Source organism: Streptomyces sp. NPDC023541 (assembly GCF_055559995.1).
In genome coordinates, this window is record NZ_JBVHJO010000021.1 from 48,783 (window position 1) to 63,814 (window position 15,032).

Genomic DNA, 15,032 nt, shown 5'->3' on the forward strand with positions numbered 1-15,032 from the left:
GCGGTCCGCGACCTCAGAAGATGTCCGGGCACCACGGACGGCGCGCGGTGCGGAACACCGCGTCCGCCAGCGCGACCGCGCCCGGCCGCTCCCCGGTCACCCGCCCGAGCGCGGCCAGCCGTACCGCGGAAGCGTCACCCAGGTACAAGGATCCCAGCGCGGACACGTCCAGCCGTAGGTCCGCCGGCTCCCGCGTGCGCTCGCACACGCCCGCCGCCGCGTCCAGCCGGTAGCGCCCGGCCGCCGGGCCCGCCTGGTCCGTGACCTCCAGTACGAGCACCCCCGGCGCCTCGTACGTCCGCGCGCCTAGGGCGCGAACGACGTCCAGCACCCGCACCCACAGGAAGTCCGCGGACGTCACGACCCGCGCCGACCGCGGGTCGGGCAGCAGCTCGGGGAGCAGGTCGTCGGGGGCCCGGTAGCCCGTGCGGACCTTCTGCACCCAGTCGATCGAGCACAGGAACTGCCACAGCGCCCGCTCGGCCTGCGGGGTGAGCGCCAGCAGGTCCCGCACCTGCACGGTGTTCTGCGGGAGCTTCGCGTCCGTCCAGTGGTCGTCAGCGGTGTAGACGGCGACGCCGGCCACCTCGCCCTCCGCCGTCCGGTACACGGCGTGGAACTTCTCCTTGTACGGCCGGTGCGAGAACTCCTCCAGCCCGGTGGCCAGGTTCCACCAGCGCTCGTCGCGGTTCACCGCCCCAGGAGTGGCCGCCCGCAGCCGGTCGTGGAGCCCCGGGCCGAACCGCCGGAAGTCGGCCGCGTCCACCAGCTCGATCCGCCCGCCGTCCACGGGCGCCGCCAGCCGCCGGTCCAGCCCGGTGCGCGGTACGTCGATCTCCCACTCCACGAGGGATGTGGCGGGCCCGAAGCCGTACCGCCCGTAGATCGGGTACTCGGCGGCGATCAGCGTCGCCAGCGCCTCGCCGCGCGCCGCGGCCGCGGCGAACTCGGCGCGCATCATGCGGGTCAGCAGACCCTGCCGGCGGTGGGTGGGCAGCACGCCCACGTTGGAGACCGCGCTGGAGGGGACGGCCGCGCCGCCGGGCACGGTCAACTCCTGCGCGAAGGAACGGAAGGCGGCCACGCAGCGGCCGCTGTCGGTGTCGAACGCGCCCTGGGTCCGGGCGAGGTCGTTGTACTTGGCGCGCTGGGCGACATCGGAGTCCGTCACCCGGGTCGCGGTCAGAAAACCGGTGTGGACGGCGCGCAGCCAGTCGTGGAGCTCGGATTCGGCGATCGGCCGGACGTCAGCACTCATAGCGGCCCACGCTAATCGCCGGACCGGCGCGGGTCGCCCGAATTTCCTTACACCAGCAGGTCGTCCACCTGCGCTTCTCCCTCCCGGTACCGCCGGGTGATCTCCACACTGCACTCGTCGACCGTGCGCTGGAGCTGCTGTCGGCGCCGAGAGACCTGCTGCTCGTAGCGCACCAGACGCCCCATCCCGTCGTGAAGTTCACCGTCCGTGCGGGCCTCCAGGTCCGACAGCTCGACGTCGGCGAGCATCTCCGCCGCCAGCACCCGGTACTCCTCGCTGTGCGGGGTGCCGAGCGTGACGTGCCGGGCGGAGGCGCTGCGGCTGGAGGGGGCGTCGGCGAGGATCACCGAGAGCCGGTCCACCACCGGCGCCTCGGGGTCGGTGCGCCGGGCGAGCTCGGCGCGCAGGATGTCGATGCGGCCCTGGAGCAGTCTGCGCACGTAGCTCAGGTCGGCTTCGTCGCGCTGCGCGTCGCGGCGCAGCGCGCGCAGTTCGGGCAGCCCGAGCGCGGTGGCCGGGGCCGCCGGGCCCGGCTCCTGCGTCTCGGCCGTGCGCTGCGCGGGCGGTCGTACCGCGGCAGCTGCGACGGAACCGGGTGACGCAGGTACGGCTGTACCAGAAGTATTCATACGAACGAGTCCGTCCCCTCGACCGGTGCGGCGCACCCGCACCGCCTGCGTGCATCGTGCCACTCTCCGTGGCCCCGGTGCAGTCCCACTCCACCCGATCGGCCCCGGACGGGTGCAAGGCTGGTACACAGGGGGTATGCGAGCTGTGGTGCAGAGGGTGGACGGCGCGAGCGTCGTCGTCGGCGGCGAGACCGTGGGCGAGATCGTCGGCGAGGGGCTGTGCGTGCTGGTGGGGGTGACCCACGACGACACGCCGGAGAAGGCGGCGGCGCTGGCGCGCAAGCTGTGGTCCGTGCGGATCCTGGAGGGCGAGAAGTCCTGCAGCGACAACGGCGCACCGCTGCTGGTGATCTCCCAGTTCACGCTCTACGGCGACGCCCGCAAGGGGCGGCGCCCCACGTGGAACGCGGCGGCGCCCGGTCCGGTCGCCGAGCCGCTGGTCGACGAGGTCGTCGCGCAGCTGCGTGCGCTGGGCGCGACCGTGGCGACGGGCCGTTTCGGGGCGGACATGCGGGTGTCGCTGACCAACCACGGCCCGTTCACCATCGTCGTCGACGTGTGAGAGCGGCGCGTCAGGGCGCTACGACGACCTCCTGGGCGGCGGCCGTGCCGCCCACCAGCAGCGGCGCGTCGACCGGGACGTTCCGCTTGACCAGGGCGAGGGCGATCGGGCCCAGCTCGTGGTGGCGGACGGCGGTGGTCACGAAGCCCAGCTGCCGGCCCTCCTCCCCGTCCGCGGCGAGCCGTACCGGGGCGCCGTGCGCCGGGAGGACCACCTCGGAGCCGTCCAGGTGCAGGAAGACCAGGCGGCGCGGGGGCTTGCCGAGGTTGTGGACGCGGGCGACCGTCTCCTGGCCGCGGTAGCAGCCCTTCTGCAGGTGCACGGCAGTGCCGATCCAGCCCAGTTCGTGCGGGATGGTGCGGTGGTCGGTCTCCATGCCGACCCGCGGGCGGTGTCCCTCGACGCGCAGGGCCTCGTGGGCGAGGAGGCCGGCGGCCGGGCCGTGCGCGGCGGCGAAGGCCTCCAGCTCGGCGCGGGGCAGGAAGACGTCACGGCCGTACGCGGTCTCGCGCACGACCAGGTCCTTGGCGATCTCGGCGATGGAGCCCGCCGGAAGGTGCACGACCGCGAACTCCTCGGTGCGGTCGGCGACTTCGACGCGGTAGAAGAACTTCATCGACTCCAGGTAGGCGATCAGCTCGCCCTGGGTGCCGGGCTCCACGTGCGCCCAGGTGGTCTCGCCGTCGTCGACGAGGTAGAGCGCGTGCTCGATGTGGCCGTTGGCGGAGAGGATCAGCGCCTCGGTGGCCTGTCCGGCGGGGAGATCGGTGACGTGCTGGGTGATCAGCAGGTGCAGCCAGCTCAGCCGCTCCGGTCCGGTGACGGAGACGACCCCGCGGTGGGAGAGGTCGACGAAGCCGCGGCCGTCGGCGAGGGCGCGCTGTTCGCCGTACAGCTCGCCGTAGTGGGCGGCGACGCCCTCGTCGCGGCCTTCGGCCGGGACGGCGCCGGGAAGATGGAGCAAGGGGCTGCTGGTCATGCGACCAAGCCTACGACCCTGCTACGCGGACGCGGCACGCTGTTCGGCGGCGCACTTCTCGCACAGTCCGAAGATCGCGAAGTGCTTCATGTCGGTCTCGAAGCCGAAGGTCGTACGGAGCTTCGCGGTGAACTCGGCGGCGATGTCGACGTCCGCCTCGATGACGTCGGCGCAGTCACGGCACACCAGGTGGATGTGGTGGTGCCGGTCGGCCAGGTGGTAGGTGGGGGCCCCGTGCCCGAGGTGGGCGTGCGAGACCAGTCCGAGCTCCTCCAGCAGCTCCAGCGTCCGGTAGACGGTGGAGATGTTGACCCCCGAGGCCGTCTTGCGCACTTCCGCGAGGATCTCGTCCGGCGTGGCGTGCTCCAGCGCGTCGACGGCTTCCAGCACGAGCTGGCGCTGCGGCGTCAGCCGGTACCCGCGCCGGCGCAGGTCGGCCTTCCAGTCGGTGCCCGGGGTTCCTTCGGCGCTCTCGGTGCTCACCACCCCGCCAGTGTATGTGTGCGAAGGGGACCGCGGTCGAGCCCGTGGTCCCCTTTCGCGCACAGCCTGTGGAGGTTGCCGCTCAGCGGAAGAAGGCGATGCCGTCGTCCGGCATGTCCGGGAGGTTGCGCGCCATCTCGGCGACCTCCTCGGGCGTGACGACCTTCTTGAGCTGGGCCGACATGTACGGGCGCAGCTCGACGTCCGGGGTGGCCTTCTCACCGACCCACATGAGGTCGCTCTTCACGTAGCCGTAGAGCCGCTTGCCGCCGCTGTACGGGCCGGAGGCCGCGGTCCGGGCGACCGCGTCGGTGACCAGGTCGATCTGGGGCTTCTGGTCGGCCAGCTCGCCGTACCAGACCTCCACGACACCCTGGTCGCGGACCATGACGATCTCGACCTTGCGGTCCTTGTCGATGCGCCAGTAACCCGCTTCGGACTCCAGCGGCCGCACCTTGTTGCCCTCGGCGTCGAGGACCCAGGTGTGGGAGGCGTACTGCAGGAAGTCCCGGCCGTCGTGGCTGAAGACGACCTCCTGGCCGAAGTTGCACTTCTCCTCACCGGGGAAGTCGAAGACTCCCGCACCCTCCCAGGTGCCGAGGAGGAAGGCGAGGGGGACGAGGCCCGGGTTCAGGTCGGACGGGATCTGGATCATGAATGGCTGCTCAGGCGATCTGTGGGAGGGGTTCCGGGGCGGTCAGCTGAGCCGGTGCTCAGCGCTGACCCTGGTACAGCTTCTTGACGGCCAGGCCGGTGAAGGCCATGACGCCGACGCAGACCAGGACCAGCAGGGAGGTGAAGACTGCCTCAAGCACGGGGTGCTCCTCGGAATCGTTTCGGGGCTGTACGGGGCCGGTCCCCAAGCCTACTGGCCCGGGAACCGGCGCACGGTGTGAGGTGGGCCGTACGGCGCCCGCCCGGTGGTCAGCTCAGCAGCTGGCTCTGCAGGATCACCGTCTGGTGGAAGGGGACGGGCGCCACCTCGCCCTTGCGGGTCTGGATGACCATGCCCAGGACGTCACCCGTCCGGAGGCAGCCGACCTTGGTCTGCTCCTCGCCGGTGATGGGTTTCACCTCCTGGTACACGCTGAGGTCGGTGCCGTCGAAGTTGGCGGCGCCGGGGAAGTCCAGCGCGGTGCTGTTCATCTGGGTGTTCTTGGCCTTGCTCCAGACGTCGTCCAGGTCCAGGGCCGAGACGCCGGTCAGCTGTGCGTTGGTGTCGCAGCCCTTGAAGGCGTCGACGAAGCCCGACGAGTGGAAGCGAAGCAGGTAGACGTGCGTACGCGTGCCGTCCGGCGTCGTCCAGCCCCGGCCGACGACCTGCCGCAGCCCGTCCCATTCGAGGGATGTCCTGAGCTTCTCGCGGGCTTCGGGCGCGTACTCCTCCAGGAAGGAGTCGACCGGCACCGTCCCGTCCTTGTCGGCCTTGACCGCGTCGTCAGCCTTGGCGCCCTGGGGAGCGGGCAGGAGCAGGCCGGTGAGCTGCGCGTAGTGCGTCCCGTCCTTGTTGTCCGGGCCCTGGGGCAGGGGCGCGCCGGCCGGCAGCGCGGGCGGGGACAGCTCCGGGTACGTCCAGCGGCCGTCGCCCTCGGTGGACAGGCCGGGGACGTCGGTGCGCTCCGGCACGGTGATCCCGTACGCGACTCCGGCGCCGACCGCGGCGAAGACGGCGACGGCGGCGGTCCAGCGCAGGGCGGCGCGCAGCGCCCGCCGGTCCTTGGACGGGGCCGCGGCCCCGCCGACGGGCGCGGGGGCGGCTTCGCCCTCGGGCGCCGCTTCGGGCTCGGGCGCCGCTTCGGCCGGCTTCGCCGCTTCGGGCTCGGCCTGCGGCGCGGGCGCGGTCACCGCCTCGTGCTCGCCCTCGGGGGCGGTGGTGTTCTGCTCGCTCACGCGGACTCCCCGGGGGACTTGAGGTGGTCGAGTTGCTGCTTGAACAGGCTCGCGGCGTCCTTCACCGCGAATCCCTTGCTCCCGTACATGCGGAAGGTCACGAGGACGTCCCCCTCGACGGCCACGCAGTCGAGGGCGTCGATCTTCTCCTTGCCGTCCTTCCCGCCCTTGAGCGAGTCGTCCAGCCCGCACTTGGCCTGCGGGTAGCCCTCCACCTGGGGGGCCTCGCCGCCGGCGGCGGTGAGCTCGATGAGCTTCTTGGTGAACTCGCCGAACTTGGCCAGCTGCTGCGCATCGGCCTGGATGAGCCGGATCTCGGCGACCGCGCCGCCGTAGCCCTCGCCGCGGGCGTAGCTGCGCCCGGCCATGCCCTTGAGCTTCAGGTCCGCCAGCGACTTGTCCCGCTCGGCGCGCTCGCTGCTGGAGAGGCCCGTACGGGCGTCCTTGAAGCTCTGCAGCGCCTTGTCGCTCGGGAGGAAGTAGTGGTTGCCCTCGGGGTCGAGGTCGGGGCCCGGCCAGTAGTCGGCGGGCAGCGGCATCAGCTTGCCCGTCAGCTCGTTCGGCGGCACGGACGGGACCGGGGCCGAAGTGCCGCCGGTCGTGTGGTCCTCGGCCACCCAGTACCGCGTGGGCGAGGTCCGGTCGGCGTCCGCGAGCGCGGCCGCGGCGGCGACACCGCCGCCCGCGAGGACGACGACGCCCACGGCCGCCGAGACCAGCGCGAGCGTCCTGCGGTTCCTCTTGCGCACGGGCGCGGCGTCGGGCGTCACCGCGGGCACGGGCTCAGACGTCACCGCGGACGTCACCGCGGACGTCACCGCGGGCGCGGCCGCGGGTGCGGGCGCCGACTCGGGCCCGGTTGCGTTCTGCTGCTCGCTCACAGCCGCTCCATCTGTCGCTTGGCCAGCTCGACCAGGGCCTTCTCGTCGACTTCGCCGCGGTTGTTCGTGTACTCGATGCTCATGACGATGTCGCCGCGCCGGACCACGGCGCGGCCCTGCCGGAGCGGGTGGTAACCGGGCTCCTGATGCGCCTTGGAGTCGATCCACATGTGCCCGAAGTCCGACGGAGCGCCCGGGACGTCCTTGCCCGTGTTGCCCGCGTGGTCCTTCTCGGGCATGTACTGAACGATCTCCGTGTAGAAGTCGTCGGCACCCCCGCGGTCGCGGAACTGGAGCAGGTTGATCTCTACGAAGTTCCGGTCGTTCTCGGACCACCGGGCGGTGGCGAGGCGCTTGGCCTGCCTGATGAGCGAGCCGACCGCCTCGGAGGGCTCGAGGAAGTACTCCGCCGAGAACGTGTCCGTGGACACGGGTCCCGAGAAGCTGTCCTGTACGCCGCCGGGGAGGTCCACCAGCTTCTTGGCCAGGTCCTCGTCCGCCTTGTGCCAGCGGTTGGCGTTGATCGAGCGGCGGCTCGTCGCGTCGTTCATGGCCGCCGGCTTCGGCCCGGCCATCTGCTGCTGGGCCAGCGGCGGCAGCGCCGTGGGCTGCCGCTGGTACTGGACCGCGTAGCCGGTGACCGTGCCGGCGAGGACGCCGAGCACGGCCGCGCCCGCGATCAGGAGCGTCGTGCGCCCCGCGCGTCGGCGCGGGACCGAAGGGCCCGACTCCGGTCCGTTCTCCCCCTCTTTCCGCTGCTCAGGGATGGTCTGTTCGTGTTCCAAAAGGTCCCCCACACAACCGCGAGGCGCGGGCTGGTTACCCGCGCGTACCCCATGACCCGCAGCGGAGGGGAGCAGTTGTACGAAGCTGGATCACGTTCTCGTCTCGCGACCGCTTCAGTCCTCGTGGCGCCGCTTTCCGTCCAGTTCGTCCCACCACTCGTCGGACTTCGGGTCGCCCGAGGGGTCGTCCCACCAGCGGTCGTCCGGGCCTCGCCGGTTCGCGATCATCGCGGCGACGGGCGGGATGACCATCGCGACCACGCACATGGCCACCGCGGCCTCGACCGACCACAGGCGCACGAAGGCCCAGGCGGAGACGAAGAGGAACAGGCATCCGCCCATCAGCAGGAAGTAGGCGCGCCGGCGCCGGGCGTACATGCTTCCAGGGTAGGGCGGCACGCCCGGACCGGGAACGGCACGAAGGGCCGCACCCCGTTCCAGTGGCGTCCAACCCCCGGGGGTGCGGCCCTTCGGCCGTTCGATCAGGCGATCACATGCGCGGTGCTCAGACCGCGATCGCCACGTCCGTCACGCCGCCGGCCTCGGCGACCACGACGGCACGGTCCGCCTGGGCACCCGGGACGAGCGCCCGCAGCGTCCAGGAGCCGGTGGCGGCGTAGAAGCGGAACTGGCCGGTGGCCGAGGTCGGGACCTCGGCGGTGAACTCGCCGGTCGAGTCCAGCAGCCGCACGTAACCGCTGACGGGCTCGCCGTCCTTGGTCACCTGGCCCTGGATGGCGGTCTCACCGGGCTTGAGGGTCGCGAGGTCGGGCCCGCCGATCTGTGCTCCACACATGTTCTCTGTCCTGTCCTGGAGGGGTCGTACTACGAGGGCGTCGCGTGCCCGGGGATTACTTGTTGGGGCCGAGCTCGATCGGCACGCCGACCAGCGAGCCGTACTCGGTCCACGAGCCGTCGTAGTTCTTGACGTTCTCCTGGCCCAGGAGCTCGTGCAGCACGAACCACGTGAGCGCGGAGCGCTCACCGATGCGGCAGTAGGCGATGGTGTCCTTCGCCAGGTCGACCTGCTCGGCCTCGTAGAGGGCCTTGAGCTCGTCGTCCGACTTGAAGGTGCCGTCGTCGTTGGCGTTCTTCGACCACGGGATGTTGCGGGCGCTCGGCACGTGGCCGGGGCGCTGCGACTGCTCCTGCGGGAGGTGCGCCGGGGCGAGCAGCTTGCCCGAGAACTCGTCGGGGGACCGGACGTCGACCAGGTTCAGGGAGCCGATCGCGGCCACGACGTCGTCACGGAAGGCGCGGATCGAGGTGTCCTGGGCCTTGGCCTTGTACTCGGTGGCCGGGCGGTTCGGGACGTCCTTGCCGTCGACGAGGTCGCGGGAGTCGAGCTCCCACTTCTTGCGGCCGCCGTCGAGGAGCTTGACGTCCTGGTGGCCGTAGAGCTTGAAGTACCAGTAGGCGTAGGACGCGAACCAGTTGTTGTTGCCGCCGTAAAGAACGACGGTGTCGTCGTTGGAGATGCCCTTGGCGGAGAGGAGCTTCTCGAAGCCCTCCTGGTCCACGAAGTCGCGGCGCACCGGGTCCTGGAGGTCGCTCTTCCAGTCGATCCGGACGGCGTTGGTGATGTGGTTCTTGTCGTAGGCGGACGTGTCCTCGTCCACCTCGACGATGACGACGTTGGCGTCGTTCAGGTGGGCCTCGACCCAGTCGGCGTCTACGAGGACGTCGCTGCGGCTCATGGTGTTCTCCTCCGGGGCAGTGTGCGGCGGGGCGGTGCGGGTTGCGCTGTGCTGCGTGCCTGCGGGTGCGCTCGGTTTCCTGCGCGGGGAGGCGTCAGGGTTCAGGAGGCGGTTGCGGTCACGCGGGAAGGGCCTGTCGGGGCCGTCGTCCGGCTGATGGAGCGGATGCGCTCACACGTCACATGGATCGACAGAGCATGGCGGCGACGCGACACAGGTCTACTGCCCGTCGCTTCGTGAGGTCCGCCTGCTGATGCTTCATAGCCATGGATCGTAGGGACGAATCAGCCGCCCTGTCACCGGTGTGTCATATTCCGAGACAGGATCGTCCGTATGGTGGGACGCGAAGCCTCGTTCCGGGTGCCGCGGCGCCCCTCCGGCCCGCCGGGCGGCCCGTCCTTCTGCGGATCGGACCACTCCGTCTCACGATCCGGCCATCACCACGTTCGAGCCGCCCAGCGTGAGGTGCACACCCGCCTCGTCCGAGGTCAGCGCCGAGAGCTGCAGCCCGGCCGGAAGGCCGGTGCCGAGATCGCGGTCGAAGTCGGTCCGCTTGCGCACCTGGCGCTCCAGCCCGGGGATGCCCTCACCCGGCACCTCTTCGGCGTGCACTCGGACGATCTTGCCGCCCTTGGAGTCCGGCGCGTCCACGAGCGTGATCGTCGAGATCACGCTGCGCGAGAGCGTCCTGCCGACGATGTCCACCGACGCGGTGACCTTCACCTTGCCGGGCGCGCCGCCGTACGAGAGGGTCGCGCCGGTCTGCGAGGCGGCGGTCAGGTCGGCGTAGGTGATGAGCGCGGTGCCGGTGGCCCGCTCGGCCGTGCCGCCGCTGTAGTCACCGTTCAGCTTCACGCCGTGGAAGCTCGCGTCGAGCTCCGCGAGCCGCGTCTTGCGGCCGTCCGCCATGACCTCGACGCCCCGCAGGCCGAGGTCGACCCGGTCCAGGTCGTGGCTGAGCGCCTGGGTGAGGAAGGGGAACCCGTGGATCTCCACCTCGGCGGTACCGGCCAGTCCCTGGCGGGCCTGTATCCGCTCGGCCAGCCGGTTCTCGGCATAGCCGGCCGCCCACCGGTCCACTCCGGCGAACAGGGCCGCCAGCACCACTCCGACGATCACAACGACACGCAGAACCCGCACGCGCCCTCCCCCTACTAATCGGTACGTGCGTTCTAGTGGACCATGCTCCGTGTCGGACGGGTATCAGCCCACCACCCGTCCCATCAGGTACACGGCGGGAGCGGCGGCCGCGAGCGGCAGCGCGACACCGGCCGTCATGTGCACGAACTTCGACGGGTAGTCGTACGCCGCCACGCGCAGTCCGACCAGCGCGCACACCCCCGCGGCAAGGCCCAGCAGCGCCCCGCCCACTCCGACGGAGGTGAGCCCGCCGACCGCGACGCCCACGCCGGCGGCCGAGGCCAGCGCGACGCCGACCGAGGTGGCGGTGGGCAGCGGCAGCGCGCGCACGAAGACGGCGACCGCGACGGCGGCGGCACCGACCGTGACGGCGGCGGTGTCGGCGGCCAGGTAGCCGGTGCAGATGACGGCGAGGGCGGCCGAGGCCACCGAGGCCATCAGCCCGTACATCCGCTCGTCGGGGTCCGCGTGGCTGCGCAGCTGGAGGACGAGGGTGAGCAGCACCCAGGCACCGAGGGTGCCGACGATCGCGCCGGCCCCGTACGCGTCCTCCACCGCGAGCACGGCCGCGTCGGCGACCAGGGCTCCGGCGAAGGCGAGGGCGATGCCCTGCCGGGCGGGCCACATGCCGTTGAGGCGGAACCAGCCGGCCGCGGTGAGGCCCTGGAGTGCGATCAGCGGCATGAGCAGGGCGAACTGCCCGAGGACGGCGGCCGCGGAGAGCAGCAGCCCGAGGGCGGCGGTCAATATGGCCGACTGCGGGCCGGGGTCGATGATCGGCGACCGGCCTTCGGCGCGGGCCTGGGCCGGGTCCACGGCGCGCACGGTGTTCCCGCCGAGGGTGGGCGGGGACCAGTCGGCGGCGGCCTCCGGCGCCTCGGCGGCGTTGCCGTCCGCGGCCTGGGCCCGGGCCCCAGCCGGCTCGGCGGCCGTCTGGGGCGGCAGGTACGCGGTCTGCTCGGCGGCGCCCGCGGCGGGCTCCTGCCGGTGCGGCTCGGGGCCGGGGAAGCGCGGCAGGTACGCGGTCTGCTCGGCGGCCGCGCCCTGCTCCGGCCCGGGACCCGGGTACGGCGGCAGATACGCCGTCTCGGCCGCCGGGACGGCCGTCCCGGCCCCCTGCGACCAGTCCTGCGCGGGTGCCGGCGCGACCGGCGCCGGCGCCTCGTCCCGGAACCAGCCCTCCGGAGCGACGGCCTGCTGCGCCGGACCGGGGTAGGGCGGCAGGTACGCGGTCTGCTCCGCGGCGGCGCCCTGCTCCGGCCCGGGACCCGGGTACGGCGGCAGATACGCCGTCTCGGCGGCGGACGCGGGCGCGGCCGGCGCCGGGGCCTCGTCCCGGAACCATCCCTCCGGAGCCGGAAGCTGGGACTGGGGCGGCAGCTGGGGCTGGGAGGGGGCCTGGTACGACGGGTAGGCCTCGGCGTGACCGGGCACGGCCACCGCACCCGGACCGCCCTGCGACCAGTCCTGCGACCAGTCCTGCGCCGGAGCGGGCTCGGCGGGAGCCGCGGCCTCGTCCCGGAACCAGCCCTCGGGTGCGACGGGCTGCCCCGGCACCGCGCCCAGTGGCGGGTGCACCGGCTGGTACCCGGTGTCCCAGGTGTCGGCCTGCCAGGTCTGGGTCCCGTACGGATCCTGCTGCTGCGGCTGCTGCTGTGGCTGCTGCTCTGACTGCTGCTGCGCGTACTGCCGGCGCTGCTGTTCCTCAGGCGTGCTCATCGGCTCCCGCTCACCCGCCCGCGAACGGCGGGAGCACCTCGACGGTGCCCCCCTCGGTCAGCGGTACGCAATCGTGCGGGCGCTTGCCCACAGGTTCTTCGTTCACGAGGAAGGAGCAGCGCAGCAGGACCCGGGTCAGCTCCCCGGGGTGGCGTTCCCGCACGCCCTCGAGCGCCTCGGCCAGTGTCCCCGCCGAGTACGGCTCCTCCGCAGTCCCGGCCGCGGCCTTGGCCGCCGCCCAGTAGCGGATGGTTCCGGTTGCCACTGCAGCTCCTATCGTCGGCTCTCTACCGTCGGCCTCCATGATGGCCCCTCGCGCCGCCGCCCCCGGCGTGCCCCGACGCGCCGTGTGTGCGCCGGGGCGGGCGACCGGCGCCGCCGCGCATGCCCCCGATCCGGTGAAACCGGTGCATACGCAGGGCGGAAACGTGGCAGGAGGGTGGCAGGAACCACAGAAGACGGAGTGGAAGAGCCTCGGCCCCGAAACGGCGGGTGGGCTATTCTGCTGGCGAGAGGATCCGGGCAATGTGGCCCCCGGGTCCTTTTGTGCTTTCAGCACGTTGAACGAACCGAGAACAGCGGTGTCCGAGCGGACTCCCCGGGGCGCGGGGCCGCGAGGGCACCAGGCGACACGTACGAAGCAGTACCGCGCACGTCCTCGACGGGACCGAGGAGGAACCGACGTGATGGACCAGCGATCCGTGCACCACCGTCCGGCCAGGGCAGGTGGTCGGTCATGAGCTCGCTCCTGCTGCTCACCAACGCACTGCAGCCGTCCACCGAAGTGCTGCCCGCACTCGGCCTGCTGCTGCACAACGTCCGGGTGGCGCCGGCCGAGGGCCCGGCCCTCGTGGACACCCCCGGCGCCGACGTCATCCTCGTCGACGGCCGCCGCGACCTGCCACAGGTCCGGTCACTGTGCCAGCTGCTGCGCTCCACCGGCCCCGGCTGCCCGCTGATCCTGGTCGTCACCGAGGGCGGCCTTGCGGCCGTCACCGCCGACTGGGGCATCGACGACGTGCTCCTGGACACCGCCGGCCCCGCCGAGGTCGAGGCGCGACTGCGGCTGGCCACCGGCCGTCAGCAGCTCGGCTCGGACGACTCCCCCATGGAGATCCGCAACGGCGACCTGTCGGTGGACGAGGCCACGTACTCCGCCAAGCTCAAGGGGCGGGTGCTGGACCTCACCTTCAAGGAGTTCGAGCTGCTCAAGTACCTCGCGCAGCACCCGGGCCGGGTCTTCACCCGCGCCCAGCTGCTCCAGGAGGTCTGGGGCTACGACTACTTCGGCGGCACCCGGACGGTCGACGTGCACGTACGCCGGCTGCGGGCGAAACTCGGCCCCGAGCACGAGTCGCTGATCGGTACGGTCCGCAACGTCGGCTACCGCTTCGTCACACCGGAGAAGGTCGAGCGGGCGGCCGCGGAGGCGGCGGCCCAGGCGGCGGCCAAGGTCGCCGCGGAGGCGGCCGCGGAGGGCCCCGTCCCGGCGTCCGGGGCCGCCACCCGGTCGGCCTGAAGGGCCGGTGATCGTCCGGTCTTCAGGATGCCCTGCCCAGAGGTAGGTCACCCCGCGTAGACTGCCGCGCGTGGCCAAGGTGACGCGGGATGACGTAGCGCGACTTGCGGGTACTTCTACCGCCGTCGTGAGCTACGTCATCAACAACGGACCCCGGCCGGTCGCCCCGGCCACGCGCGAGCGTGTCCTCGCCGCGATCAAGGACCTGGGCTACCGCCCGGACCGGGTCGCCCAGGCGATGGCGTCGCGGCGCACCGACCTCATAGGCATGATCGTCCCCGATGCCCGCCAGCCGTTCTTCGCGGAGATGGCCCACGCGGTCGAGCAGGCCGCCGCCGAGCGCGGAAAGATGGTCCTGGTCGGCAACTCCGACTACCGCACCGAGCGCGAGGTCCACTACCTGCGGGCCTTCCTCGGGATGCGGGTCTCGGGCCTGATCCTGGTCAGCCAGGGCATGAGCGAGCAGGCCGCCAGTGAGATCGAGGCCTGGGACGCCCGCGTGGTGCTCCTGCACGAGCGCCCGGAGGCGATCGACGACGTCGCGGTCGTCACGGACGACATCGGCGGCGCCCAGCTCGCCACCCGGCACCTGCTGGAGCACGGGCACGAGTACGTCGCCTGTATCGGCGGGATCGAGAACACCCCGTCGGTCGGCGACCCGGTCGCCGACCACGTCGAGGGCTGGCGCCGGGCCATGCTGGAGGCGGGCCGCTCGATCGAGGGCCGGCTGATCGAGGCCCCGTACAACCGCTACGACGCCTACACGGTCGCCCTGGAGGTCCTGGCGCGGCCGGACCGGCCGACCGCCATCTTCTGCGCCACGGACGACCAGGCGATCGGTGTACTGCGCGCCGCGCGCGAGCTGCGGATCGACGTGCCCGGGGAACTCGCCGTGGCGGGCTTCGACGACGTCAAGGAGGCGGCCCTCACGGACCCGCCGCTGACCACGATCGCCTCCGACCGCCCGGCGATGGCCCGCGCGGCGGTGGACCTCGTCCTGGACGACGGGCTGCGCGTGGCCGGCTCGCGCCGGGAACGCCTCAAGCAGTTCCCGTCGGCCCTGGTGATCCGCCGCTCCTGCGGTTGCCGTTAGGCCGTCTCTCCTCAGTACGGGGAGATGCAGAAGGCCGCCACGAAGAACACCGGCGGCAGCACCGCGGCCAGCGCCACCGACGTGCCGTCCGGGGGGTTGTCGCGATCCGCGACGGAGGCGGCCAGCAGCAGGAACGAGGCCGGGACGACGGGCCCGAGGCCGAACTTCGCCCCGAGCAGCGACACCCACAGCAGCACCATCCCGGCGAGCAGGCAGGCACGGCAGAAGGACGCCGGGGCGGTGCGCCTGAGCAGCGGCAGGGCGACGACGGCCAGGACCACCAGGTGGACGGCGCCCGGCACGTGCCCCGTCCCCACGGTCACCGCGCACACCGCCGCGACGGCCGTCACGGCGACCGCTGCCACCGCCAGCCTCCACGGCACGCCGGACACCTTCC

General features: G+C 72.2%; 19 protein-coding genes. 3 read left to right on the plus strand and 16 right to left on the minus strand.

Going from position 1 to position 15,032, the window contains the following annotated elements; all coding sequences use genetic code 11:
* Positions 1–13: 13 nt before the first annotated feature.
* Both ACZ3X1_RS33050 and ACZ3X1_RS33055 read right to left on the minus strand, forming a co-directional pair.
* Entirely contained in the window at positions 14–1,258 is a 1,245-nt protein-coding gene (locus ACZ3X1_RS33050; RefSeq protein ID WP_467282634.1) for a GNAT family N-acetyltransferase, read from the minus strand.
* A gap of 47 nt (positions 1,259–1,305) precedes the next feature.
* The gene (locus ACZ3X1_RS33055) at positions 1,306–1,887 is read right to left on the minus strand and encodes an RsiG family protein (RefSeq protein WP_467282636.1); all 582 of its coding nucleotides are present in this window, start codon (positions 1,885–1,887) and stop codon (positions 1,306–1,308) included.
* Positions 1,888–2,023: 136 nt separating this feature from the next.
* On the opposite strand from ACZ3X1_RS33055, the gene dtd reads away from it, so the two are divergent.
* A complete protein-coding gene (dtd, locus tag ACZ3X1_RS33060) occupies positions 2,024–2,449 on the plus strand; it encodes a D-aminoacyl-tRNA deacylase (protein ID WP_356813721.1) in 426 nt (141 codons plus the stop codon).
* Between the two features lie 10 nt (positions 2,450–2,459).
* On the opposite strand, the gene ygfZ is transcribed toward dtd, so the two are convergent.
* The 13 genes from ygfZ to ACZ3X1_RS33125 all read right to left on the minus strand — a co-directional run bounded on the left by ygfZ (position 2,460) and on the right by ACZ3X1_RS33125 (position 12,288).
* A complete protein-coding gene (gene ygfZ, locus ACZ3X1_RS33065) occupies positions 2,460–3,428 on the minus strand; it encodes a CAF17-like 4Fe-4S cluster assembly/insertion protein YgfZ (RefSeq protein ID WP_356813722.1) in 969 nt (322 codons plus the stop codon).
* 21 nt (positions 3,429–3,449) lie between these two features.
* Positions 3,450–3,914 (minus strand): Fur family transcriptional regulator, encoded by a 465-nt coding sequence (locus tag ACZ3X1_RS33070; protein WP_467282640.1) that lies wholly within the window; start codon positions 3,912–3,914, stop codon positions 3,450–3,452.
* 79 nt (positions 3,915–3,993) lie between these two features.
* Complete coding sequence (locus ACZ3X1_RS33075) at positions 3,994–4,566, minus strand: heme-binding beta-barrel domain-containing protein (protein ID WP_356813724.1); 573 nt, start codon at positions 4,564–4,566, stop codon at positions 3,994–3,996.
* 269 nt (positions 4,567–4,835) lie between these two features.
* The gene (locus tag ACZ3X1_RS33080; protein WP_467282642.1) at positions 4,836–5,801 is read right to left on the minus strand and encodes a hypothetical protein; all 966 of its coding nucleotides are present in this window, start codon (positions 5,799–5,801) and stop codon (positions 4,836–4,838) included.
* On the minus strand, positions 5,798–6,682 hold the full coding sequence (locus tag ACZ3X1_RS33085) for a hypothetical protein (protein ID WP_467282644.1): 885 nt from the start codon (positions 6,680–6,682) through the stop codon (positions 5,798–5,800). Before ACZ3X1_RS33085 ends, ACZ3X1_RS33080 begins: the two co-directional genes overlap by 4 nt.
* A complete protein-coding gene (locus ACZ3X1_RS33090; protein ID WP_467282647.1) occupies positions 6,679–7,467 on the minus strand; it encodes a hypothetical protein in 789 nt (262 codons plus the stop codon). The genes ACZ3X1_RS33085 and ACZ3X1_RS33090 overlap by 4 nt, the downstream gene beginning before the upstream one ends.
* Positions 7,468–7,581: 114 nt before the next feature.
* Complete coding sequence (locus tag ACZ3X1_RS33095; RefSeq protein WP_356813728.1) at positions 7,582–7,845, minus strand: DUF3099 domain-containing protein; 264 nt, start codon at positions 7,843–7,845, stop codon at positions 7,582–7,584.
* Positions 7,846–7,972: 127 nt separating this feature from the next.
* Complete coding sequence (locus ACZ3X1_RS33100; RefSeq protein ID WP_030030422.1) at positions 7,973–8,263, minus strand: DUF1416 domain-containing protein; 291 nt, start codon at positions 8,261–8,263, stop codon at positions 7,973–7,975.
* Between the two features lie 55 nt (positions 8,264–8,318).
* Positions 8,319–9,164 carry a sulfurtransferase gene (locus ACZ3X1_RS33105; protein ID WP_356813729.1) on the minus strand — a complete coding sequence of 282 codons (846 nt, stop codon included), beginning with the start codon at positions 9,162–9,164 and terminating at the stop codon, positions 8,319–8,321.
* Positions 9,165–9,342: 178 nt separating this feature from the next.
* Positions 9,343–9,432: an Ms5788A family Cys-rich leader peptide gene (locus ACZ3X1_RS33110; RefSeq protein ID WP_350875872.1), complete on the minus strand. Its 90-nt coding sequence runs from the start codon at positions 9,430–9,432 to the stop codon at positions 9,343–9,345.
* 155 nt (positions 9,433–9,587) lie between these two features.
* On the minus strand, positions 9,588–10,304 hold the full coding sequence (locus ACZ3X1_RS33115; RefSeq protein WP_356813730.1) for an LmeA family phospholipid-binding protein: 717 nt from the start codon (positions 10,302–10,304) through the stop codon (positions 9,588–9,590).
* A gap of 63 nt (positions 10,305–10,367) precedes the next feature.
* Positions 10,368–12,023 (minus strand): hypothetical protein, encoded by a 1,656-nt coding sequence (locus ACZ3X1_RS33120; RefSeq protein ID WP_467282653.1) that lies wholly within the window; start codon positions 12,021–12,023, stop codon positions 10,368–10,370.
* Positions 12,024–12,033: 10 nt separating this feature from the next.
* Positions 12,034–12,288 carry a MoaD/ThiS family protein gene (locus tag ACZ3X1_RS33125; protein WP_356813731.1) on the minus strand — a complete coding sequence of 85 codons (255 nt, stop codon included), beginning with the start codon at positions 12,286–12,288 and terminating at the stop codon, positions 12,034–12,036.
* Positions 12,289–12,759: 471 nt separating this feature from the next.
* Here ACZ3X1_RS33125 and ACZ3X1_RS33130 point away from each other — a divergent pair, with 471 nt between their 5' ends.
* Together ACZ3X1_RS33130 and ACZ3X1_RS33135 are read left to right on the plus strand one after the other, a co-directional pair.
* On the plus strand, positions 12,760–13,542 hold the full coding sequence (locus ACZ3X1_RS33130; protein ID WP_362633598.1) for a response regulator transcription factor: 783 nt from the start codon (positions 12,760–12,762) through the stop codon (positions 13,540–13,542).
* Between the two features lie 70 nt (positions 13,543–13,612).
* Positions 13,613–14,635, plus strand: a complete 1,023-nt coding sequence (locus ACZ3X1_RS33135; protein WP_030659049.1) for a LacI family DNA-binding transcriptional regulator — start codon at positions 13,613–13,615, stop codon at positions 14,633–14,635.
* Positions 14,636–14,646: 11 nt separating this feature from the next.
* Here the strand turns inward: ACZ3X1_RS33135 and ACZ3X1_RS33140 are convergent, their stop codons facing one another.
* Positions 14,647–15,018, minus strand: coding sequence for a hypothetical protein (locus ACZ3X1_RS33140; RefSeq protein ID WP_467282661.1), 372 nt, complete (start codon positions 15,016–15,018; stop codon positions 14,647–14,649).
* Positions 15,019–15,032: the final 14 nt, after the last annotated feature.